The following is a 22,855-nucleotide window of genomic DNA, read 5'->3' on the forward strand; positions in this document are numbered from 1 at the left end:
GAAATGCGCGACTGGTCGCCGGTGTTTGGTCTGCCTTTGTGGGTATGGCTGTTTGTTTTGCCCCTGATGTTCGGTGTTGTGTGCTTTTTCGCCAAGGCCCCGATGGAGCGGCGGCTGCGACCTGTCTGGCGGGTGCTGGACGGTGTTTATTTTGCTTCCGGTGCGGTGGCCGCGTTTTTCATGTGCATGATCCTTTTGTTGATCGTGGCACAAATGATCGCCCGCTGGACGGGCTTCGCTTTGCCCGGAACAACAGAATTTGCGGGCTACGCCATGGCAGCCACATCGTTTTTCGCGCTCTGCCACGCGCTCACGCGGGGGGCGCATATCCGCGTGTCTATCGTACTGAACTGGAACCGGTTTACCTCCCGCTGGCTCGATATTTTTGCAGTCACAGGGGCCGCAATCATCGCCACATATTTTGCCCGTTTCGCAGTCAAGACGAACATTTTCTCCGAGATGCTCAATGACCGCACGCAGGGACAGGACCAGATCCCCGAATGGGTCGTCACGGTGTTGTCGCTGCCTGCAACGCCGATCGGCGAATGGGGCAATGTCATGGGCAATGCCAGCACAGATTTGATATACACCCCGCTTTGGATACCCCAACTCGCCATGTCGGCGGGTGCGATCCTGTTGGCCATCGCCCTGTGGGATACGCTCTACCGCACTATTATTACGGGCAAGAATCCCATTATTTCGGAGGCGGTAGAATGATCGAAGCCTATGCCACGGTCGTCTTTCTATGTGTACTGTTCGGGCTTCTCGCCTCTTCGATCTGGATCGGCCTTGCGCTGATGGGCGTCGCTTGGGTAGGGCTTGAGCTGTTTACCACCCGCCCTGCCGGTGACGCAATGATCACCACAATCTGGACCTCCAGCAGCAGTTGGACCCTCACGGCCCTGCCCCTGTTCATCTGGATGGGCGAAATCCTCTATCGCACGCGCCTGAGCCAGGACATGTTTCGAGGTCTGGCGCCATGGATGCGGTTCCTGCCCGGCGGTCTGCTACATACCAACATCGCGGGCTGTACGATCTTCGCCGCCGTCTCCGGCTCCTCGGCGGCAACATTGACCACAGTGGGCAAAATGAGCATCCCCGAATTGCGCAAGCGCGGCTATCCCGAATATATGATCGTAGGCACTTTGGCAGGGGCTGCGACGCTGGGCCTGATGATCCCGCCTTCGCTCACGCTCATCGTATATGGCGTCTCGATCAACGAAAGCATTATCAAACTGTTCATGGCAGGCATCATCCCCGGTCTCGTTCTGGCTGGATTGTTCATGAGTTATATCGTGGCGTGGCACTACATCCGCCCCAGCGAACGCCCTGCCCCAGAACCTGCGATGTCATTTGGCAAAATGCTATCGGAGAGCCGCTTTCTGGTGCCGGTCCTGATCCTTGTGTGCGCGGTCATCGGGTCTATGTATTTCGGATGGGCCACAGCGACCGAGGCCGCAGCCGTGGGCGTTATCGGTTCGCTTACATTGGCGCTGTTTCAAGGCTCGCTCAGCTTCAACACTTTCCTCGAAAGTCTGATGGGCGCCACCCGTACCTCAGCAATGATCGCGCTCATTCTGATGGGCGCGGCATTCCTGTCGCTCTCGATGGGGTTTACCGGGTTGCCGCGTGCACTGGCCGCATGGATCAACGCGCTTGAACTGTCACCCATCACCCTCATCGCAGCCCTCACCGTGTTCTACATAATCCTTGGCATGTTCCTCGACGGAATCTCCTCGGTTGTGCTGACAATGGCCATCGTCGAGCCGATGATCCGCGGCGCAGGTATCGACGTGATCTGGTTCGGCATTTTTATCGTTGTGGTGGTCGAGATGGCACAAGTCACCCCGCCCATCGGCTTCAACCTGTTTGTCCTTCAAGGCATGACCAAACACGAGATCTCTTATATCTCCAAGGTGGCCCTCCCGATGGTCGGTCTCATGCTGATCATGGTGATCATCCTTGTAATCTGGCCAGAGTTGGCCACATGGCTACCGGAAAAGATCATCTCCAATCAGGCGAGGTGACGCGCGCAGATGATCCCGCACGTCACCGTCCTGCAACTCGATACCGGTTTTCCGCGCATCGCGGGAGATGTTGGCAGCCCCGACAGCTACGCGCGCCCGCCCCAAATCATCCGCATCTGTGGGGCGTCTGTAGCGCGGATTGTGACGGACAGTCCGGAATCCATTGATATCGCCCCCTTCGAGGAGGCGCTGGCGCAGGCGCGGGGGGATATAATCGTCACTTCCTGCGGGTTCCTATCCTATTGGCAGGCACACCTTGCGGCCATGACCGACCGCCCGTTTATCAGCTCGTCGCTGACAGCGCTGGACGATCTTGCGCAGACATATGCGCCGGATGAATTACGCATCCTTACGTTTGATGAGGCCGCTTTAGGAGAAGGACATTTGGGCAAGCATCAGACTTATCTGGATTCACGCGTCGGCTTGCCTGAAGCCAACCATCTTCGGCAGGTAATCAAGAGCAACAGGAAAAACCTCGACAGGGCGCAAGCGACAGATGAGATCACTGCCCTGCTGCGCGAAAGCCAAAACGCAACTCACCGTCATATACTGCTGGAATGTACAAATCTGCCCCCCTACCGCGCCGCCATCAGGGCCGCGACAGGATTGCCTGTCACCGATATTCTCACCTGCATCGAAACCATCTGTCCGGGTGCTATCGCGCCAGAATTCAGTTGATTGGAAACCGTTTGAGGCACAGAGGGGCATTGCGCTGGTAGTCTTCCAGCGTCGCCTCGACACCACGGCGGTCCCGCATGGCCTCCATAGCGCGCTTCTTCTCGGTCCAGTTGCCTCCCACATGCCGTTCGAGGATCAACACCGATATTCCAACAAGCACGTCCTTTTGCGGGGTGTCCATAAGCCCCGCCCCATTCAGCATAACGCCCGTCATCGCCATCATATTTGCGCAGCGGATCGCGGCAGCCTCTTCCCCCTCATAGACACGCTGCGCGGCGGTCGCAGTGCCCGCCACCAGCATCAGCACAAGGGCCAGAACCCGCATCAAAATACCTTGAATGTCATAGTTGTGAGCGACCGCTCGATCCCTTCGATGTCAAGAAGGTTGTCATTGATATAGACACCCACATCCTTATCGCTCGGAATATAGGCCTTCATCATCAGGTCGAAATCACCCGACGTCGAGTACAGCTCGGAATGGATTTCGCGCAAGGTTATAGCCTCGGCCACCTTATAGGTTGTCCCCGGACGGCACCGGATCTGGATGAAAACACATGTACTCATGGGCGGCTCCTGTTTTCGCGTGTTCTCAGACTCTCACGAAGGCCCAAGCACCGCAATCCCCCATCGCCCCTTGGCGCGGCGTCCAGCACTGTTATAAGGACACAAACCCGTTAACGGAGGCCCTCCATGCGCACCGCACTGATCACCCGCAAAACTGCCGAGACTGATATCAGCGTCGAGATTAACCTCGATGGCACAGGGGTCTACGACAACAAAACCGGCGTGGGCTTTTTTGATCACATGCTAGACCAACTGTCGCGGCATGCCCTGATTGATATGACGGTGCGCTGTTCGGGCGATCTGCACATCGATGATCACCACACAGTCGAGGATGTTGGCATCGCTTTGGGTCAGGCCCTGACGCAGGCAGTTGGCGACAAACGCGGCATCGTGCGCTACGGTGCTTGCCTATTGCCGATGGACGATGCCTTGGTGCGCGCGGCCCTCGATTTGTCGGGCCGTCCTTTCCTTGTTTGGAATGTCGATCTGCCCACTGCAAAAATTGGTAGTTTTGATACCGAACTGGTGCGCGAATTCTTTCAGGCCTTTGCCACACATGGCGGCATTACCCTGCACGTGGACCAGTTGCACGGCCTCAATTCACACCACATTGCGGAGGCCGCGTTCAAAGCTGTCGCCCGTGCCCTGCGCGACGCGCTCGAACTTGATCCACGCAAATCGGATGCCATACCGTCGACCAAGGGCATTCTGTAAATGCTGACTGCAATAATCGACTACGAGAGCGGCAATCTACATTCCGCCCATAAAGCATTCGAGCGGATGGCGCGCGAAGCAGATGCGGGCGAAGTTATTGTTACAGCAGACGCGGACGTGATCGCCCGTGCGGACCGCATCGTACTTCCGGGTGACGGGGCATTTCCCGCCTGTATGGCAGCGCTCAAAGGGAAAAGCGGTATTTTTGCCGCAATGACCGAGGCGGTCGAGCAAAAGGGGCGCCCGTTCCTTGGTATTTGCGTAGGTATGCAGCTGATGGCGTCGTGGGGCCGCGAATATGAAGATACGCGTGGACTTGATTGGGTTGGAGGTGAAGTGACCCGCATCACCCCTGCCGACAAATCGCTGAAAGTACCTCATATGGGCTGGAACGATCTGGTCATTGATGTGCCGCATAGCGTGTTCGAAGGTATAAAAACCGGTGACCACACTTATTTCGTGCACAGCTATCACATGGCAGTGACTGATCCGGCCCAGCGCCTTGCCCATGTTGATTACGCAAGCGACGTCACCGCCGTAATAGGCCGCGACAACATGCTCGGCATGCAGTTCCACCCTGAGAAAAGTCAGGCAACAGGCCTGCGCATGATCACAAATTTCCTGAAATGGGCGCCGTAGCCCCAAGCGTTAGCGCACGCGCCGCCATGTGACCTTGCTGCACTCCATTCCATTGCAGTTCTCGAACCGCATCAGATTGCCCTCAACCTTCATCCGCGCCCGTAACAGCTTATTGCTTGCAGGCTCCCAGACGTCGCCCGAAAACATGCCTTCTTCGTCAGGGACAAGGTTGATCAACACACGGTGGCCAACCGAACGCGAGGGCGCATCATAACCGCGCCGGTCTTTGACCCGCTCAACCTGACCGCAAATCGCCCGCCCGCATGCCCGCGTGCGGACGTGCAAAACGATGCCCATGTTGTCTGGATTACTTTGCCAAAGGCCAATAGGTACATCGGCCTGCGCGGTCCCCACACCACTGGCTATCGCCAAAATAGCGACGCTCAAAATTTTCTTCATTTCAAAAACCCCAGCGCGCCCAAGCCCTTGTGCCGCAGCAGCACAAGCAAAAGGCGCAGATCTATGATACACCTGCGCCTCTCATTTTAGTGATGTTATTTCTGCATGGCTCGGCGGAGGCACGCAAATGATGTTGGTTTAGTTCACGCGGCTCCACGTCTGCTTTTTACAAATGGGCCCGACGCACCCAGACACGTTTAATGTGTTCCCCGATAGCGCCATCTTGGATCTGAATGTCTTGCCGGTGGAAGGCTGCCAGATTTGGCCACTTTTGTAAGCGCCGCCGCCTGCCGGAGACATGTCCCAAACCAGTTTCTTGCCCAGATTTTCGGACTTGTACTCCCCCGAGGCGTTGAATGTACGCGCGATGGTACCGCACAGGGTTGCACCGCACATGCCCATCTTCACGTGCGCATATGCACCATCGTCAACCTCGGTCTTCCATGTACCCTCCGCCGGATCGGCCCAAGCCGCACCCGCAAAACAAATAGCCGCAATTGCCGCTGTCAAAATCATTCTCATACACGTTCCTCCCTAGAACTGCTGGGGAGCATGGCGCATCGCCCCCCATTCGAGCAAGCTTAACGTAAGGTCGCGTTGCACATGGTCCCGATCCGTGCAAAACCCCCGCAACCCAGACATAAGGACACGACGGCCATGATCCTCTATCCCGCGATTGATCTCAAAGACGGACAGGCCGTGCGCCTTGTTCATGGCGATATGGCGCAATCAACTGTTTTCAACGATGATCCCGCCGCGCAGGCACAATCCTTCGTCGATGCAGGCTGCACCTGGCTCCATCTGGTTGATCTCAACGGTGCCTTCGCAGGCGCGCCCGTAAACGCCGCACCGGTTGAAGAGATCCTCAAGCGCTGCAAGGTTCCTGCCCAGTTGGGCGGAGGCATCCGTGACATGGCAACGATCGAGACATGGCTAGACAAAGGCCTCGCCCGCGTCATTCTCGGGACGGTCGCTGTCGAAAACCCCGATCTGGTGCGCGAAGCCGCCCGCGCCTTTCCCGGTCAGGTCGCCGTAGGCATCGATGCCCGCAATGGCCGTGTGGCCACCAAAGGTTGGGCGGAGGAGACGGATGTCATGGTCACCGACCTCGCCAAATCGTTTCAAGACGCAGGCGTTGCCGCGATCATTTACACCGACATCCTGCGCGACGGTGCCATGGGTGGCCCGAACATTGAGGCAACAGCCGCGCTGGCCCGTGCAGTGAGCATACCAGTTATTGCCTCTGGCGGTGTGTCCTCGCTCTCCGATCTGGAAGCGCTAAAGGCCACAGGCGTTATCAGCGGGGCCATTTCCGGCCGCGCACTCTATGATGGCGCTATCGACTTGGCTGAGGCACTTCATGCGCTGGCAGGATAAAGAAGTCTTGCTCCTAATCTGGATCGGTTAGGTCGGGTTTTCTTGCAACGCTAGGTCGGGCGGTGGTGCGGCTCTGTTGCTTGTTACGGTTGGCGATTGGCAGCATCCCTGCCGATCAAATCAAAAAATATGAACAAAAAGAACCAATGCTTTCACACCAAGAGCCACCTTGCCCCATGCCTCGCCGACAGCTAAACCCGTCTCATGCTTAAAACACGCATCATCCCCTGTCTCGATGTCGCCGACGGCCGTGTGGTCAAAGGTGTAAATTTTGTCGGCCTGCGCGATGCGGGTGACCCCGTCGATGCAGCCATCGCATATGACGCCGCTGGCGCGGACGAATTGTGCTTTCTCGACATTCACGCCACCCATGAGAACCGCGGCACAATGTTCGACATGGTCCGCCGCACCGCCGAGCATTGCTATATCCCGCTAACAGTCGGCGGCGGCGTGCGCACAGTAGCAGACGTACGTGCGCTCCTGCTCGCTGGTGCTGACAAAGTCAGCTTTAACTCCGCCGCAGTCGCCAACCCCGATGTCGTGGCCGAGGCAGCCGATCAGTTTGGTAGCCAGTGCATTGTTGCCGCCATCGACGCTAAAACCGTGAGCCCTGGCAAATGGGAAATTTTCACCCATGGCGGGCGCAAATCTACAGGCATCGACGCCGTTGAATTCGCGATCACCATGATGGAGAAAGGCGCGGGTGAGATCCTGCTCACCTCCATGGACCGTGACGGCACCAAACAAGGGTTCAACCTCCCCCTCACCCGCGCCATCTCTGATGCAGTCACAATGCCGGTAATCGCTTCTGGCGGGGTCGGCACACTCGACCATCTTGTGGACGGCGTTACGGAAGGCGGCGCATCCGCTGTTCTTGCCGCGTCCATATTCCACTTTGGCGAATTCACCATTGGACAGGCGAAACAGCACATGGCCGCTGCCGGCATTCCAATGAGGCTTACATGACCCGTTCAATAACAGCTAGCGCCACACTGGACGCGCTTTACGCCACTATCCTCACCCGTAAAGACGCCGATCCCGCCTCGAGCTGGACCGCCCAGTTGCTGGCAAAAGGTCCCGAAAAATGCGCCGAAAAATTCGGTGAGGAAGCGATTGAAGCGATCATCGAAGCGGTAAAAGACGACAAAGCGGCCCTCACATCAGAGGCCGCCGATGTCCTCTATCACCTGCTGGTGATGCTCGCCGCCCGCGATGTTCCGCTCTCCGATGTGATGGAAGTTCTGGCAAAGCGGCAATCCACTTCCGGTATTGCCGAAAAGGCTTCCCGCTAGTTTTTCTTTTTTAAAAAAGTTCAACCTGCCCACCCTATTGGCCTACGTGGTCGTGGTGCGAACGTGCCTCATAGTTTACTTGAAATAATGCCTGTATTGAACCCGCCCTTGCGTAATTCACCAAACAACCTCTGATACTCAATCTTGGGGCAACGGTTTTGTACAACATCAACGCCCCGTTCCTGTGCCGTTGCTGCTGCCTCCACATGCTCCACCCCGATCTGCATCCAGATCGTCTTCAAATCGGGAAAATGGGCAAGCGCGTCGTCCACAATCGCTGGTACAGCCTCGGAGCGCCGGAAAATATCGATCATATCCACCGGCTCTTCGATCTCCAACAGGCTGGCCACCACAGGTGTCCCAAACAGGGTCTGCCCAGTCAAAAGCGGATTAACCGGTATGACCGTATAGCCACGCAAACTGAGATACCGCGCGACGAAGTAGCTTGCGCGTACAGGATTATCAGACACTCCCACAATCGCGACCCGCTTTGTGCGTGTGAGAATCTCTTTCAAGAATGAATCGGTATATGTCATCTGGCCATACTATCGGCGCGGCGAATAAAAAAAACCTCCCGAACGTTGTCGGGAGGCTGAAAAAGTAGGAACAGGGACAAAAAACAGGGCGGGTGTTCCAATCCGTCCTGCCTAACCTAAAGATAGGAACCCCCTTTGCAGATAGTAAGGGGCAGCGAAGCATGAATAAGCAAGCCGCGGGCAATGCGCCGTTATCCGCCGGTCAGTCTAATATATCCTCAATCAATTCAAACGCTTCTTCCGCAAATTTGCGGAATAAGCCCTTGCGCCTTTTCAACGGTTTGTCCCGCTTTGCAGGTGCCGCTTTGGGCAACTTGCGCAGTGTGTGTGGAGTTGGCTGATGGGTCACAGCAGGCTGCGCGACGGGCGCGGTCGTTGGCATCAGTTTAAGACTGCGCAGCGGCGCCCCGCAAGAACCACAGCTTAGCGTGTGATGCCCTGTGTCCATAAGCAACATCGCACGCGTCCCGCAATGACAACAGGTCGCGATTTTTGCCGGATGGGCGATGGCCCCTCTCCCCCTTGATGGTGCAACTTGTGCTAGTTTGCGCTGCGTCAGGAATGATCTCTAGTGGCATATAATCCGATCGCCGCCGCATTTGAGACATTGAGCGATCCAAATCCACCACCTGCGTCAATCCGCACCAAAGCATCGACCGTTTCACGGGTTTTCTCGCGCAAGCCGGGGCCTTCAGCCCCCATGACCAATGCCACAGCGCGGTCTCGCTTGCCCGCGACCGCAGCTTCGATTGTCAACTCTGCCTCCCCGTCCAAGCCGAGCACAAGATAGCCCATATCCTGAAGCTCCTTGATTCCATCAGCGAGGTTGCGGATTCGCAGATAGGGCTGACGCTCGAGCGCGCCGGAGGCTGATTTCGCCAAAGCACCGGTTTCGGGCGCTGAATGATGCTTGGTCCCGATGACGGCCGACGCGCCTAGCACCTCCGCCGAGCGCAGGATCGCGCCAACATTGTGCGGGTCGGTCACACGGTCGAGCAGGATCACACGCGGTGCCGCCTTGCCGATACACACATCTGCCATCCGCCCCCAATCCAGCGGCTTGACCTCCAGCACGACACCCTGATGCACAGAGCCGGGATCAATCGGAGGGCGAAATTTGCGCGGATCAATAACTTCGGGCACGACCCCGCTGGCAGCAACGGCGTCTTCGAGTTTGACCAAGGCGTTGGGCGTGACCATCATCGTGATCTTCTCGCGCTTGGGATTCATGAGCGCATCGCGAACAGCGTGCAGACCGAACAGCCACAGCGTCTCGCGGGCATCCGCTTTTTTGCCCTGCTCTTTTTCCACAACCCACTTCGGTTTTTTCATTTTAGTCCCAATCCTATTGCGCGCTTGGCTCCATCCTCTACCTGTTTGCGCGCAGCAGGCCAAGCCTCGCCTGACATCCAGCGTGCTGCTGGCAACCGCCCTACAGAAATCCTTTGAAACGGGCGGAATTAGAGGTTGACGCCCCTCGGACCCGCAGGTAATCCAAGCGCCAGTGGGCGACAGGCCGCAAGGTGTGGCAGGGGACTGTAACTCCCTCGCGGAGACGCACGCCTGGTTCGATTCCAGGGTCGCCCACCACTCAACATCTCATTTAAGACAAGAGAGTTAAGGGCCTCCGGCCTTTACCCGTGTATTTTGATATTCGTACCGCATGGCCTTCAATGCAGCATTATGCAGCCTCGGAGCTTTGTGGTCTTGCATGACACATAGGGCATCCGCATCCCTTGAAAAAACAACAGCCCCAAAACAGCAAAAAGCCTCTGCCCCCCCCAGAGGGGGCGGAGGCCCTTTTTATTTCACGTGCAGATCGATCAGATGAAAATATCGTCTTCTTCGACATCGTCTACTGCGTCGATTGCTTCGATTGCTTCGACCAGTTTGTCATTCGACACCGGCTGCAACACGGGAATGCCTGCAATATATTGGACATCATATTGATCACCCTTGCCATCATCGACAAACTCTTCGTCAGATGTTGGAATAAAGGTCAGATCATCCACAGCACCCGAACCTACGAGGTTCACGTTCATCGTTGAGACATTATCGGCGTTAATGATGACTTCCTGTTGGCTGTTGTTGCCCGACGCAGGAATGTCGACCGTGTTGATCAGCGTTCCGTCCACATCAAACAGGTCAATCGTGCCGCCGTGCTCTTCGATATCCAGCAGTTTGATGCTGACAACCTCTGATGGCGCGTCGAAATCGAAGCTGATTGTCCCGCCGCGCGCATTGTCATCCGCGTCAGAACTATCGTTATCCTCCGAGATAATGAGCGCGTTGCCACGGTCACTATATCCCAAATCGTAATCGCCGCCTGTAGGGCTGTTGGTGTCAAAGATCATTGCATCGTTCTGGCTGGCTTCGCCATCACCAGCGCGCTGGGCCGAGACCGTAACGCCCTCGAACTGGCCATCGACCACATCGCCAGAAGAAAGGCCCTCGAAATCAAGTGTAATCGCTTCGCCGTCTGCAACAACTTCTGTGGTTGTTTCAGTCACGGTCAGGTTATCAAAGAACACTCGCTCGTTGCTCGAAGAAATGTCGGAGATAATGCGGAATTGAACATTGCCGTTGATATCGTCCAACGCGCCGCCGGAATAGGACAAGGTGCCGCCGCTCTCGGTGATCTCGTTGCCAGTGTTGCTGCCCACCAGCGCCGTACCAGCGTTGTTGACGACAAATTTATCAAGCGTCTGCCAGTTGCCATCCTCGGTGCGTACCTGAAGCGTTAGGTGATCGGCATAGTAACCGGACGCTTCGAACAGGCTCGCATCCTCGACACGTGCATCAAAGCTCAACGTGACGTCGCCATCCGCCGCCACGGCTGCGGTTTTGAGTACTCCGTCATTATAACCATCTGTTACCAGCTGGTCACCCCTCACATCCCAGCGGCCATCATACTCGATTGCAGTGCTGTTATCTGGATCGTCAATGGCGTTGAAATCCTCGGAGAGGAGAACAGTTTCGACCGACTGCACCGCGCCGTCCACTTCCTCGGAGGCGGTGACAGAGATGTTGTCGAGTTTGATAAATTCATCAGCTGCCGTGACATCAGAGTCAAAGCGGAACTGCACGGTGTCTTGTGCCGTATCAAGAATGCCACCTTCGTAGAGGACATTACCGGCCGAGTTGCCGAATGTCTGACCCGTCAGCGAGCCTACAAGCGCGGTACCTGCATCATTGACCGCAAATTCGTCCAGCAATACCCAAGGGCCGCCGTCGATGCTTACTTCGACGCGCAGACTGTCCGCCATTGCGCCCGAATTCTCGAACAGGTGGGTGTTGTGTACGTTTGCATCAAAGCTCAGCGTGACAGGACCATCTGTTGAAACCGTCTGGAGGTTCAAAACCCCCTCGTTGTTGCTGTTGGTGACAAGTTTGTCCCATGCTGCGGCCCAGTTGGTGTGACCTTCGACGATTGAGGAGTCTTCAGCTACATGGATGTCGTTGAAGTTGTCGAACAGCACTTCTTTGGAGACCAGCACCGGATCTGCATCGGGGGTGTCACCGGTCGTCAGTACCTGACCGCTCACACCATCGTCACTGTTTACCACAGCCGCAAAGCTGCTGATATCGAGATCGGAAATGCTCAGCGGCTGACCATTGGCGGAGAACAAAGTAAAGTTGGCATTTGCTACCTCGCCCTGTGTTGTGCTGGCCGTGGTGCCGAACTGGATGCCGATGTCATACCCATCGGCAACCTGCGCGCCATTTTGCAGCGTATCAATCGCATTTGCCGCGGCCTGAATACCTGTCACGGGCGAGAAAATGCTGCCGTCGTTGGCTTCCGGAGAGAAGTTGATGTTGTCGATCGTGCTATCGTCGGACAAGTTGAAAAACAGACCGTCAAAATCAACAGGCATACCCTGATCACCGGACAGTACCTGAATAAACAGCGTTCCTGTGTCTGTTTCGGAAATACGAATGGTCGCGGTTGGATCACATCCTAGTGTGACAGTAACGGAGTTCTGAGTGCTCCTTACGGTAGTTTCCTAATTGTTAATAAACTAATGGCTAGGTCCAAAGCACAACGGGTCCTACTGGGAAAAGTAAAAGCTTTTACCCGCCACTAAATAGACACAATCGCCATGATTTCGCCGCATTGGCCCTGTTTAGGCGCCTCCATTGTTTCGCAAATAGTTACAATGGCGTTTTGACAGAGATTTTGTTTTTTGGTCTCTTTCGTTTCTCCGAGGGCTTCGAGAATCACCTGGCAAACAGCTGAACAGTTTGGAGCGTCTTGAAATTTCCATGCCACACGCGGCCCCCTGCCGCATTCATTTGCACTGCAAAATGGCGACTTCCAAAACGCGCCTTGCCGTCTATAGTAGTGGAAAAACGCGCATCCTGTGACACGCAGGGGCATTGAAGGACAGAGCATGGCACCCGAGACGGAGAAGACAAAACCCTTCAACGTGGTTGTGGTCGGTCAAAACGGGCGATTATCATTCGAAGCGGTGATCTTCGTCGCCTCCCTCCGCGCCATGAGCCCCGACTTCAAAGGGCGTATTCTGGTGGCAGAGCCGCAGATGGGGCCGCTTTGGGAAAAAGACCCGACCATCCGCAGCCAGCCTGTTCTGGATGCCCTGACTGAAATGGGTGCGGAGATAGTACCCTTTGACAACAAACACTTCGGCGAAGCCTATCCCTTTGGCAATAAAATCGAAATGCTGCAGTATCTCCCCGAGGGTGAACCATTTGTGTTTTTCGACACGGACACGCTGATCACCGGCGACCTTGCCGCCGTCCCTTTTGATTTCGACCGCCCCGGGGCATCCCTGCGCCGTGAGGACACATGGCCCCAACCACAGCTTTACGGGCCGGGCTATAGCGGTCTTTGGAAATCGCTTTACGATAAATTCGACCTCGACTTCGAAAGCTCGCTCGACCTGAGCCAGCCCGATGAGTACTGGCGGCGCTATCTCTATTTCAACGCCGGTTTCTTCTTTTACAAATGCCCCCATGAATTTGGCAAAAAATTCCTGGAGTATGCCATTGCGATCCGTGACACCCCGCCAGTCGAGTTGTGTGCGCAGGTGTTTGATCCATGGCTGGATCAAGTGGCACTGCCACTGGTCATTCATGCATTGGGTGGCGGACGCGACGCCCTGCCGGAGGGTCTGCTTGATGGCGAGGTGAGCTGTCACTACCGCCTCCTGCCACTACTCTATGCCCGCGAGAGCGATCATGTGGTAGCGGTACTGGAGCATGTGACATCCCCTAACAAGGTCAAAAAAGTTCTCAAGACATATGACCCGATCAAGCGGATGGTATATCAGGGACGTGGGGAAAAAGCGCGCGCTATGTTTGATCGCGAAAACATGCCGCGCAAAGAACAGGCAATTCGCAATCGCCTCAAATCTAATGGATACTGGATGAGGTAGCCGCCAGAGAAACATGATTTTAAATAGTAAAAAGGCCCGCGTATGCAGGCCTTCTATACTCAACGAGGGTTGTAAACCGTAATTCAAGCGGCGCCCGTTCCATTTCGGACCATGACGCCGCCCCTTTGGAGAGGTTACGCCTCGGCGGTGGCTGCAACCGGCTTTTCAAGCAGGGTATAGGTCGCAATAACCGCGTCCTGAACCTGCGCACGCATGACGCGACCCTGCGGGTTACGCTTCCCACGTGCACCGACTGATTTCTTGATCATCCGGCCAATCTGCTGGTTCAAAGAGGCGCGCCCGCGGTTGGCTTTGCCGTCCGCATCTTTCTCGCCCAATGCGATCTCGTACTGGGCTTTGAATTCAGCGTCTTTCTGCGCTTCTTCTACCACGGTGAGGATAAAGTTCTCGTTGAACTTACCTTCCGCATCCATTTTGGTGGCCAGCGCAACAGTGTGGTCAATGACGTGACGCTTGGCAGCAAGGCGCAGCGCCAGCGCGTCGTCGGCGGGTGCCGTGGCGATCACGTGGGTTTCAACCAGTTTCTGCATGTAATGTGTCATGTTCATACCGGCGGCTTTCGCCTGCGCATCCATGAACTTGCGTACTGGAAGTTCCAGCATGAATGTAACGGTCGACGCTTTTTCGATCTTTTCGAGACGGCGTGCGCGGCCCCCTGCTGTCTTTGCGTCTTTGTCTGCGTTTCCGGCTTTGCCGGCTTTTGCAGCTTTGTTTGCTTTGTCTTTAGTGATTTTTGTGATCTCAGCCATTTTATGACTCCTTAACCTCAACATACTTGTGATGTATGCGAAAAGATGCCCTCCGTCAACATACTTGTTGGGTATGATTCAAGTTTTCAGCTGCATCCATAGTTCAGGTGCCCCCCTGCCCATGCGCCCCAATAGGCCAAGCGATGCACCGTTCCACCTCCAGCCTATTGCAGGAACTGACGTTCCGACGTTTTTCCACCTTGCACAGAGGATCTCCCTCAGATGGCCGCTGCTCTTGTCTGCGCACTGCCAATCCCGTAATCGTGATCATAGTTTTAAAGGGAGAGACCAATGACACACGGCTTTGATACACTGCAAATCCACGCAGGCGCCCGCCCCGATCCCGCGACCGGTGCACGCCAGACCCCTATTTACCAAACTACAGGCTATGTGTTCCGCGACGCCGATCACGCCGCCGCACTCTTCAACCTGCAAGAAGTCGGCTTCATCTACTCCCGCCTAACCAACCCAACTGTCGCAGTGCTGCAAGAGCGGATTGCAACGCTTGAGGGCGGCGTCGGCGCGGTGTGCTGCTCTTCCGGTCACGCCGCCCAGATCATGGCGTTGTTCCCGCTGATGATGCCGGGCCGCAACATCGTCGCATCCACCCGCCTTTACGGCGGTACAGTCACGCAATTCAGTCACACAATCAAACGCTTCGGCTGGAACGTTAAATTCGTCGACTTTGATGATCTGGACGCTGTGAAAGCCGCGATTGACGACGACACGCGCGCGGTGTTCGGCGAGGCCATCGCCAATCCTGGCGGATATATCATGGACGTGCGCGCAATTGCCGACATAGCCGATGCAGCACAAATCCCGTTGATCATCGACAACACCACCGCCACGCCGTACCTGTGCCGCCCGATCGAGCATGGCGCGACGCTCGTCGTACATTCCACCACGAAATACCTTACAGGCAACGGTACTGTCACCGGGGGCTGCATCGTGGATTCGGGTAAGTTCGACTGGTCTGCGACCGATAAATTCCCGTCACTGAGCGCGCCAGAGCCTGCCTATCATGGTCTAAAGTTTCACGAAACTTTTGGCAATCTGGCCTTCACCTTCTTCGGCATCGCCGTCGGTCTGCGCGATCTGGGCATGACCATGAACCCACAGGCAGCACACTACACTCTCATGGGCACTGAAACTCTGAGCCTGCGGATGGATCGCCACGTGGCCAACGCACAAAAGATCGCTGCATGGTTGGAAGCAGACGACCGCATCGACTACGTGACCTACGCAGGCCTCGAATCGTCTCCCTATTTCGAGCGTAGCAAGACTGTTTGCCCCAAGGGCGCAGGTGGTCTGTTCACCTTCGCGGTCAAAGGCGGATATGATGCATGTGTCAAGCTGGTCAACACACTGGAAGTGTTCAGCCACGTTGCGAACCTCGGCGATACCCGTTCGCTGATTATTCACTCCGCCTCTACAACGCACCGGCAGTTGACGCCAGAGCAGCAGGAAGCTGCTGGCGCAGGTCCAAGCGTTGTCCGCGTCTCTATCGGCACCGAAGACGCCAATGATCTGATTGCCGATCTGGATCAGGCATTGGCACAGGCCACAGCCTGATCAAGGCATCGCTCCGCGCACGATCTACTCATGCGCGGAGCATATCCGCGAGGCTCCGCCGAATTCCGCTTGCGGACCTTTTCTTGGCCTCGACTGTGCGTTAATCTCCCAACAAACGAAGTTGTGGTTAACCAGACCGTGATAAAAGGGCGCCCATGAAGCCAAATTTTGCTCTCTCGTTGTCTTTTGAAGGCATCAAACTGCTGCATCGCGCCGCAGGTGGCTGGCGTGAGGTCGGTGAAGTACCGATCGGGGCGGATGATCTCGTTGGCGAGCTTGCGGTGCTACGTAAAACCGCCGCCAGTCTTGAGCCGGGCGGCGTGCGCACCAAACTGGTGATCCCAGCCAGCCAGATCAAATATCTGACGATTGATACCGTTGGTCTGTCCGAGGCCGCGCGCCGCAAAGCGGCAGAGGGCGCCTTGCACAATGCAACGCCCTATGAACTGTCGGAGTTGGCATATGACATCAGCATGGATGGCGCGAAAACACATATCGCAGCTGTCGCCCGTGAAACCCTCGCCGAGGCCGAGGCATTTGCAACCGAGCACCGCTTTCATCCGGTAAGTTTTGTAGCCGTTCCAGACGATGCTCCTTACCTCGGAGAGCCGTTCTTCGGGTTGACCGAAGGCGCTGCTGATCTGCTGGAGCCCCAAGAAACAGTCGAGCCTGACGGTATAGCGGTTGTCATAGTAGGTGCGATTGTGCCCCCCCAAGCGCCTGAGGTCGCGCAGAAACCCGCGCAAGGAATACCCGCGCCAGTGGCTGCAGCCAAAGATCCTCCAGTAGAAGAGTCCCCTTCGCCTGTCGTGGCGAGAGCATCTGAACCGGTTTCACCAGAGAGCCCCACAATCAACGAGAGGCCGGATGCAAAAGCGGCGGCTGCACAGGACGAAATTGCCCCCGCGCCAGAACCACGCGTATCGCCCGCGGTCAAACCAGCTGAGGCGTCTGTATCGGACGCTGATCCGGTGCGGGATATGCAGGTCCAGCCGGTCGCAGATGCCCAAACAGGGGCAAAGCTGGAGCGCCCGCAGGCACCTGAGCCCACCGACAAGATAACTGTAGCTGGTAAAATGCCAGACCCATCTGTCGATAAAGTGGCGCAGAAATTTGCCGTGCCGGATCCAAGCGTTAGCCGCGGAGATATTCCAGAGTCGAAACCGGCAATAAAGGCAGAACCAGACGTAATCCCTGCCGCCGAAATCTCTACCCCGACCGCCAAGGCGGCACCTGCAGTCGGTGCAGTTTCAGCTTCAAAGGCTCCTGCAACGCCCTCCGCCGCGCCGTCAGTAAGCGCGCCCCAGACCGTGCCTGCCCCGCGTCCGTTCAAATCGGCGACCCCCATTCCGGACGAGGCTATAAAGGTGCCTGAAACAGCAGCGCCCACGGGGTTTTCAACCCGCCGGGCTACGCAAATAACGGGAACTGTAAAGCCTGTTGGTGGTGCGCAACGGATTGCTGTGCGCACTCCGAATGCCACTGCTGTGGCGGGTCCGGATACCTTTGCCAGCTCTGCTCCGGCTGCTGCTGCCTCAGCGCCGATATCTGCGGCTGCCCGCTCTTTGGGCGGATTTTTGAGCCGGCGTAAACCGGTTAAAGGCGTTACCACCCCGGCAGCTGCGCCAGTCGCCGCCCTGCCCGCCACGAGCAGCGAGGCCGAGCGGATGACCGTTTTCGGCGCACGTACCGCGCAAGTCGGGGGCAAACCGCGCTTCCTTGGGCTGATTATGACGGTAATCTTGCTAGTGTTTCTTGCAGGCGTGGCAGCATGGGCCGCCGTTTTTTTGGATGAAGGGCTTGCCGGCCTCATAAGGAAAGACACCACACGCGCCACCGCCTCGGCTCCTGAAAACCAGATCGACCCCGAAGTGATCCGCACTCCAGAAGGCGTCGAGCCCGTTGTGACCGGCACTACAGACGGTGTACAGATCGCAGCACTCGACCCTGTTTTGTCCGCGCAGGATACCGTAGCCGTAGAGGCCGCTCAAAACCTGCGCCCGGAACCGCAGGTCCCCGTAATTACTGAGGCGGAAGCAGCTGCACGCTACGCTGTGAGCGGCATTTGGCCTTTAGCGCCCGAAACTGCCCTGTCAGGTCCGGCAACGCCTGACACTGCCGTTTATCGCAGTGGAATTGATCCGGTCAGCACAGCAAATGATGCATTTGCCCTCCCGTCGCCGGAAGGCTTCGAGACAGACGTACAGCTTGCTGCGGTGGTCTCGCCACCGCCCTTTGGCCAACAAACCGCACTCGATCAAAATGGATTGATCGTTCCTACAAATGAAGGTGTGATTACACCACAAGGCTTTACGCTTTATGCGAGCAGCCCGCCGCTCAAGCCGCCAGCCACCCTCGTGCGCTTTGCGGCAGCGCCTGCTATCGAGGCACCTGCCGCGACCTCTGCACTCGCTGCCTTGCGCCCAAAGAACCGGCCCGCTGGCCTTTCGGAGCGAACAGAGCGCGCAGAGCTTGGCGGCGTGAGCCGTGTCGAGCTGGCCGCCTTCCGCCCGTCGCTGCGCCCCGCATCCTTACAAGATCGCGCAAACGAAGAAGAAGCTGCCCGCAAGGCAGCCGAGCAAGCGGCAGAAACTGCAGAAGCGCGAGCAGCGGTCGCCGCACAGTCCGCTGCCGCTGCCGCCGCCGCGGCGTTGATTGTTCCGACCACAGCCGCGTCCGTTGCGGCCCCCGCACTTGTTGATGCGACCCGCCTTGCAACCGCGCAATCCGTGCGCCCCGACACACGGCCTCGCAACTTTTCCCGAATAGTGCAGCGCGCACAGCGTGCCACTCCCGAACTGGGAGAGGAAACGCGGGTTGCAGCAGCAGCCGCCACCGTAGCACCTCGGACTTTAGCGCCAAGCCTGCCGTCAAAAGCATCAGTTGCCCGCAGCGCCACCGTAAAAAATGCCATCAATCTGCGCAAAGTAAACCTGATCGGCATTTACGGCAAACCGTCCAGCCGCCGCGCCTTGGTCCGGCTGTCTAATGGACGCTATCAGAAGGTTCAGGTCGGTGACCGGATTGATGGAGGCCGTGTCGAGGCCATCGGAAACTCCGAATTGCGCTACTCCAGAAGTGGCAGAAGCGTTGTGCTACAAATGCCGTGAAGCGGCTGTTGCGCCACTTGGTCCCACACGATTTGAATACTCCATAACGAATGCGCGGATAAAACTCCGCGCATTGTTTTATTCAGAACGCGATCATTTATTCAGCTCGCTTCAAGCTCGCCACTGTCGATCTGCTCCTGCTCGATGCTCTCGAACAGAGCTTTGAAATTCCCCTCACCAAAGCCGTCGTCGCCTTTACGCTCAATGAATTCGAAGAAAATCGGGCCAATCACAGTTTTCGAGAATATCTGCAGCAAAATCCGTGTTTCGCCGCCTTCTTTGCCGTCCACCTCGACAACGCCTTCGCCATCGATCAGGATGCCATGCTTTTTCATCCGGTCGATCGGCTCGGTGTGGCCTACCACACGCGTCTTGCTCAGCTCATAATAAGCAGCAGGTGGCGCTGGCATGAATTTGAGCCCGTTGTCCGAAATCGCATCTGTCGCGTCATAGACGTTGCGCGCGCCTACAGCGATGTGCTGGATGCCTTCGCCATTGTACTTCTTCAGATAGGCAACAATCTGGCCGGTCTCACCGCGATCCTCGTTGAGAGGGATGCGAATGCGCCCGCAGGGTGAGGTCAGCGCCCGTGAGAAGAGGCCCGTAAACTTTCCCGCGATGTCGAAAAACCGGATTTCACGGAAGTTGAAAAGATCGCCGTAAAACTTGAACCACTTGTCCATGTTTCCCTTAAATACGTTATGCGTCAGGTGATCGAGATAGTAAAAACCAACGCCTTCCGGCTTTGACTGTGCGATCCAGTCGTATTCCCAGTTATAGGGCGAGGTGTCGTAATACTGGTCGATGAAATACAGCAGCGAACCGCCGATCCCCATGATAGCCGGCACGTCAAGCACCTTGCCGTCGCCGGTATATTCCTCAGCACCCTGTGCGACAGCGTGGGCCAGTGCTGCATTCGCATCAACAACCCGCCAGCCCATCGAAGGCGCACAGGGGCCGTGTATTTCTACAAATTTTGCGGCAAAGCTGTCGGGATCGTGGTTCAGAACATAGGTGATATCGCCCTGCTGCCACAATTCGATGCTTTTTGTCTTGTGATTGGCCACATGGGTGTACCCCATCTTGCGAAATACCTCGCGCAGTTCTTCAGGATTAGCCGAGGCATATTCAACAAATTCAAAACCGTCCGTTCCGGCGGGATTCTCGGGCGAGATAATGGATTTCGGTGCATCGTGCGGGAAAGGACCCATGGCTGTACTCCTGATTTAAGCTATTTGCGTTACCATATCGCGCAGGGCGCACGAAGTTTGCGCATAATCGGGAACACCTATGGTCATTTTCGAAAACTTCCCGCATAATTATAGGGAACTATGCGGAACTTGCGCACGATGCTGGATGAAATTGACAAAAGACTGCTCAACGCCCTGCAACAGGACGCGCATCTGACCGCACATCAACTCGCAGAGACATTGAACCTCTCCCCCTCCCAAATCGGCCGCCGCCGTCAAAAGCTCGAGGCTGACGGCGTAATTCGAAGCTACACCGCTCAGCTTGATCCAAGGCGTTTGGGGCTTTCAGTTCAGGGATTCGTTCAGGTCCACCTCGGCACCCACGGACCCGAGCATTCCCGCAGCTTTGCGCGCCTTGTCGCCACCCGTGCCGAGATTGTGAGCGCGTGGACAATGACGGGGGATGCAGATTACCTGCTGCGCGTCTATTGTGAAGATCTACCCGCGCTGAACCGGTTGATTCATGAGGTCCTGCTGCCCCATAAGGCTGTTTCGCGTGTGCACAGCCAGATTGTCATGGACCAACTCAAGCGCGACGGTCCACTACCCACTTAAAAAGGATCCCCATGGAAGGTTTTCTGTTTCAGGCTACGGTCTATCTCGCTGCCGCGGTCATAGCCGTGCCTATCGCCGCGCGGCTGGGATTGGGATCGGTGCTGGGATATCTGGCGGCGGGCATCCTGATCGGTCCCGTTCTTGGACTTGTGGGCGCTGAGACTAAAGACCTACAGCATTTTGCCGAATTCGGTGTTGTAATGATGCTGTTCTTGATCGGGCTCGAACTTGAACCAAAAGCGCTTTGGGACATGCGGCATAAATTGCTGGGCTTGGGCGGACTACAGGTAGGTCTTAGCACGCTCGCAATCATGGGCATCGCTATGGCTTATGGCCAGCCTTGGGGCGTGGCATTGGCGGTTGGCCTGACGCTCTCGCTCAGCTCGACTGCGATCGTCCTCCAGACCCTCTCGGAAAAAGGGCTTATGCAGACAGCTGGCGGACGCTCGATTTTCTCGGTGCTGCTGGCGCAGGATATCGCTGTGATCCCGATGCTGGCGTTCCTGCCGTTGATCGCCGTGACCCTTACAAGTGCGGTTGCATTACCCGACGGATCAATTTCCATCGATACGGCAACAGACGCAGCCGGCAACTCAGGGCATGCTTCTTCGTCGCCTGCCGATGCTGCATTTACCTTTATCGAAAGCTTGCCTGCGTGGGGTATAACCCTTGTTACCATCGGGGCCATTGCCGGTATCATCATCACCGGCGTCTTCTTTACACGCCCCGTGTTCCGCTACATTCATTCGGCCAACCTGCGCGAGATGTATACCGCCCTCGCCCTGCTGATCGTGGTCGGCATCTCGTTCACGATGATGCTGGTCGGTCTATCGCCTGCACTCGGTGCATTCCTCGCCGGAGTGGTCCTCGCCAGCTCCGAGTTCCGCCACGAGCTTGAGACCGACCTTGAACCATTCAAGGGCCTGCTGCTGGGATTGTTTTTTATTACCGTGGGCGCAGGCATCAACTTCGAGCTGCTGGCCTCCGATCTTACCATCATTCTGGGTATGGCCCTGCTGGTCATTCTGGTAAAAGGTGTGATCCTCTTTGTGTTGGGGCGCATGTTCAATTTACGGGGACGCGATCAGTGGCTGTTTGCGCTAGGACTGGCACAGGCGGGCGAATTCGGCTTTGTCCTCGTGAGCTTTTCTGTGGCGACGGGCGTGATGCCTGACGGGGTGGCCGAGACCCTGCTCCTGGTCATTGCACTCACCATGCTGATCACGCCTTTGCTGTTTATTCTGCATGATGTCATCTCGAAACGCAGTGCCGATGCCACCGTGCGCCCCCCCGATGACGAAATCGACGAAGAAGGGCCGGTGATTATTGCGGGGATTGGCCGCTTCGGTCAAATCGTCAACCGTCTGGTGCAGGCTTCGGGGTTCGAAACTGTGGTACTGGATCATAACCCCGATACCATCGCCGTTATGCGCCGCTTCGGGTTCAAAGCGTTTCTGGGGGATCCCACGCGTGCGGATGTCCTGCGCAAGGCCGGGCTTGCCGATGCGCGGGTTCTGGTTGTAGCGCTAGATAACCGCAAGGCAGCTCGCCAACTGGTGGCATATGCCCGTGCGCAACGCCCCGACCTTCATATCATTGCACGTGCCCATGACCGCACAGATGTGTACCACCTGTATCAGGCCGGTGCCAATGACATCGTCCGTGAAATGTTCGACGGGTCCTTGCGGGCGGGGCGGTACGCGCTCGAAAATCTCGGCCTGTCGGAATACGAGGCGGCAGAAGCGCAACGGATCTTCTACCATCACGACCGGATGTCGGTCCGTGAGCTGGCAGGCCTTTGGCGCCCCGATGTGGCGCCCGCTGACAATCCAGCCTATGTCAAACGCGCAAAAGAGCTGGAAAAAGATCTGGAAACCGCGTTTCTGAACCGCTCTGATGAAGACGAGGAAAAGCAAGCGTGAGGCGCTTGCGCGTCCCGCGGTCCGCTGCGTAGTTCCCGCTTTATGTTCCGGCGC

Annotated in this window: 22 protein-coding genes and 1 tRNA gene; 14 read left to right on the forward strand and 9 right to left on the reverse strand. The window is 56.7% G+C overall.

The genetic code is table 11. From position 1 onward, the window contains the following. The first annotated feature begins 3 nt into the window (after nt 1–3). The 3 genes from C8N30_RS01660 to C8N30_RS01670 are packed head-to-tail and all read left to right on the forward strand — an operon-like array spanning nt 4 to nt 2,705. Nucleotides 4–717: a TRAP transporter small permease gene (locus C8N30_RS01660; protein WP_025062755.1), complete on the forward strand. Its 714-nt coding sequence runs from the start codon at nt 4–6 to the stop codon at nt 715–717. Continuing rightward, a complete protein-coding gene (locus C8N30_RS01665; RefSeq protein WP_025062756.1) occupies nt 714–2,027 on the forward strand; it encodes a TRAP transporter large permease in 1,314 nt (437 codons plus the stop codon). Before C8N30_RS01660 ends, C8N30_RS01665 begins: the two co-directional genes overlap by 4 nt. Nucleotides 2,028–2,036: 9 nt before the next feature. Beyond that, a complete protein-coding gene (locus C8N30_RS01670) occupies nt 2,037–2,705 on the forward strand; it encodes an aspartate/glutamate racemase family protein (RefSeq protein ID WP_025062757.1) in 669 nt (222 codons plus the stop codon). On the opposite strand, the gene C8N30_RS01675 is transcribed toward C8N30_RS01670, so the two are convergent. Next, nucleotides 2,698–3,030 carry a hypothetical protein gene (locus C8N30_RS01675; protein ID WP_025062758.1) on the reverse strand — a complete coding sequence of 111 codons (333 nt, stop codon included), beginning with the start codon at nt 3,028–3,030 and terminating at the stop codon, nt 2,698–2,700. The two genes, C8N30_RS01670 and C8N30_RS01675, sit on opposite strands and share 8 nt — an antisense overlap. Further along, nucleotides 3,030–3,269, reverse strand: coding sequence for an Lrp/AsnC ligand binding domain-containing protein (locus C8N30_RS01680; protein ID WP_025062759.1), 240 nt, complete (start codon nt 3,267–3,269; stop codon nt 3,030–3,032). Before C8N30_RS01680 ends, C8N30_RS01675 begins: the two co-directional genes overlap by 1 nt. A gap of 126 nt (nt 3,270–3,395) precedes the next feature. Between C8N30_RS01680 and hisB the strand changes: the two genes are divergently transcribed. Both hisB and hisH read left to right on the forward strand, forming a co-directional pair. After that, on the forward strand, nt 3,396–3,983 hold the full coding sequence (gene hisB, locus C8N30_RS01685; RefSeq protein ID WP_025062760.1) for an imidazoleglycerol-phosphate dehydratase HisB: 588 nt from the start codon (nt 3,396–3,398) through the stop codon (nt 3,981–3,983). Then, nucleotides 3,984–4,622, forward strand: coding sequence for an imidazole glycerol phosphate synthase subunit HisH (hisH, locus tag C8N30_RS01690; protein ID WP_025062761.1), 639 nt, complete (start codon nt 3,984–3,986; stop codon nt 4,620–4,622). 9 nt (nt 4,623–4,631) lie between these two features. Here the strand turns inward: hisH and C8N30_RS01695 are convergent, their stop codons facing one another. Both C8N30_RS01695 and C8N30_RS01700 read right to left on the reverse strand, forming a co-directional pair. Then, complete coding sequence (locus C8N30_RS01695; protein WP_037967949.1) at nt 4,632–5,021, reverse strand: DUF2147 domain-containing protein; 390 nt, start codon at nt 5,019–5,021, stop codon at nt 4,632–4,634. Between the two features lie 138 nt (nt 5,022–5,159). Then, on the reverse strand, nt 5,160–5,543 hold the full coding sequence (locus C8N30_RS01700) for a DUF2147 domain-containing protein (protein ID WP_025062763.1): 384 nt from the start codon (nt 5,541–5,543) through the stop codon (nt 5,160–5,162). Nucleotides 5,544–5,678: 135 nt separating this feature from the next. On the opposite strand from C8N30_RS01700, the gene hisA reads away from it, so the two are divergent. From hisA to C8N30_RS01715, 3 genes are all read left to right on the forward strand, one after another. Next, nucleotides 5,679–6,398, forward strand: coding sequence for a 1-(5-phosphoribosyl)-5-[(5-phosphoribosylamino)methylideneamino]imidazole-4-carboxamide isomerase (gene hisA / locus C8N30_RS01705; protein WP_025062764.1), 720 nt, complete (start codon nt 5,679–5,681; stop codon nt 6,396–6,398). Nucleotides 6,399–6,602: 204 nt separating this feature from the next. Further along, nucleotides 6,603–7,364 carry an imidazole glycerol phosphate synthase subunit HisF gene (hisF, locus tag C8N30_RS01710; protein WP_025062765.1) on the forward strand — a complete coding sequence of 254 codons (762 nt, stop codon included), beginning with the start codon at nt 6,603–6,605 and terminating at the stop codon, nt 7,362–7,364. Beyond that, nucleotides 7,361–7,690, forward strand: coding sequence for a phosphoribosyl-ATP diphosphatase (locus C8N30_RS01715; RefSeq protein WP_025062766.1), 330 nt, complete (start codon nt 7,361–7,363; stop codon nt 7,688–7,690). Before hisF ends, C8N30_RS01715 begins: the two co-directional genes overlap by 4 nt. A gap of 68 nt (nt 7,691–7,758) precedes the next feature. On the opposite strand, the gene C8N30_RS01720 is transcribed toward C8N30_RS01715, so the two are convergent. Together C8N30_RS01720 and rlmB are read right to left on the reverse strand one after the other, a co-directional pair. Further along, nucleotides 7,759–8,226 (reverse strand): CoA-binding protein, encoded by a 468-nt coding sequence (locus C8N30_RS01720; RefSeq protein ID WP_025062767.1) that lies wholly within the window; start codon nt 8,224–8,226, stop codon nt 7,759–7,761. 555 nt (nt 8,227–8,781) lie between these two features. Further along, entirely contained in the window at nt 8,782–9,558 is a 777-nt protein-coding gene (gene rlmB, locus C8N30_RS01730) for a 23S rRNA (guanosine(2251)-2'-O)-methyltransferase RlmB (protein WP_025062769.1), read from the reverse strand. A 174-nt stretch (nt 9,559–9,732) separates the two neighbouring features. Here rlmB and C8N30_RS19230 point away from each other — a divergent pair. Further along, a tRNA-Tyr gene (locus tag C8N30_RS19230) sits at nt 9,733–9,816 on the forward strand. A gap of 233 nt (nt 9,817–10,049) precedes the next feature. On the opposite strand, the gene C8N30_RS01735 is transcribed toward C8N30_RS19230, so the two are convergent. After that, nucleotides 10,050–12,101: a hypothetical protein gene (locus tag C8N30_RS01735; RefSeq protein ID WP_025062770.1), complete on the reverse strand. Its 2,052-nt coding sequence runs from the start codon at nt 12,099–12,101 to the stop codon at nt 10,050–10,052. Nucleotides 12,102–12,617: 516 nt separating this feature from the next. Between C8N30_RS01735 and C8N30_RS01745 the strand changes: the two genes are divergently transcribed. After that, the gene (locus tag C8N30_RS01745; RefSeq protein ID WP_025062772.1) at nt 12,618–13,622 is read left to right on the forward strand and encodes a hypothetical protein; all 1,005 of its coding nucleotides are present in this window, start codon (nt 12,618–12,620) and stop codon (nt 13,620–13,622) included. A gap of 134 nt (nt 13,623–13,756) precedes the next feature. Here C8N30_RS01745 and C8N30_RS01750 read toward each other — a convergent pair whose 3' ends face one another. After that, a complete protein-coding gene (locus C8N30_RS01750; RefSeq protein ID WP_025062773.1) occupies nt 13,757–14,392 on the reverse strand; it encodes a hypothetical protein in 636 nt (211 codons plus the stop codon). A 291-nt stretch (nt 14,393–14,683) separates the two neighbouring features. On the opposite strand from C8N30_RS01750, the gene C8N30_RS01755 reads away from it, so the two are divergent. Then, nucleotides 14,684–15,964 (forward strand): O-acetylhomoserine aminocarboxypropyltransferase/cysteine synthase family protein, encoded by a 1,281-nt coding sequence (locus C8N30_RS01755; RefSeq protein WP_025062774.1) that lies wholly within the window; start codon nt 14,684–14,686, stop codon nt 15,962–15,964. A 155-nt stretch (nt 15,965–16,119) separates the two neighbouring features. Beyond that, a complete protein-coding gene (locus C8N30_RS01760; protein ID WP_025062775.1) occupies nt 16,120–19,074 on the forward strand; it encodes a hypothetical protein in 2,955 nt (984 codons plus the stop codon). Nucleotides 19,075–19,175: 101 nt separating this feature from the next. Here C8N30_RS01760 and hppD read toward each other — a convergent pair whose 3' ends face one another. Further along, complete coding sequence (gene hppD, locus C8N30_RS01765) at nt 19,176–20,285, reverse strand: 4-hydroxyphenylpyruvate dioxygenase (RefSeq protein WP_025062776.1); 1,110 nt, start codon at nt 20,283–20,285, stop codon at nt 19,176–19,178. Nucleotides 20,286–20,423: 138 nt separating this feature from the next. Here hppD and C8N30_RS01770 point away from each other — a divergent pair, with 138 nt between their 5' ends. Beyond that, complete coding sequence (locus tag C8N30_RS01770; RefSeq protein WP_025062777.1) at nt 20,424–20,879, forward strand: Lrp/AsnC family transcriptional regulator; 456 nt, start codon at nt 20,424–20,426, stop codon at nt 20,877–20,879. Between the two features lie 11 nt (nt 20,880–20,890). Beyond that, a complete protein-coding gene (locus tag C8N30_RS01775) occupies nt 20,891–22,801 on the forward strand; it encodes a cation:proton antiporter domain-containing protein (RefSeq protein ID WP_025062778.1) in 1,911 nt (636 codons plus the stop codon). Nucleotides 22,802–22,855: the final 54 nt, after the last annotated feature.

It is taken from the genome of Sulfitobacter guttiformis, from assembly GCF_003610455.1.
Taxonomy (GTDB): domain Bacteria; phylum Pseudomonadota; class Alphaproteobacteria; order Rhodobacterales; family Rhodobacteraceae; genus Sulfitobacter; species Sulfitobacter guttiformis.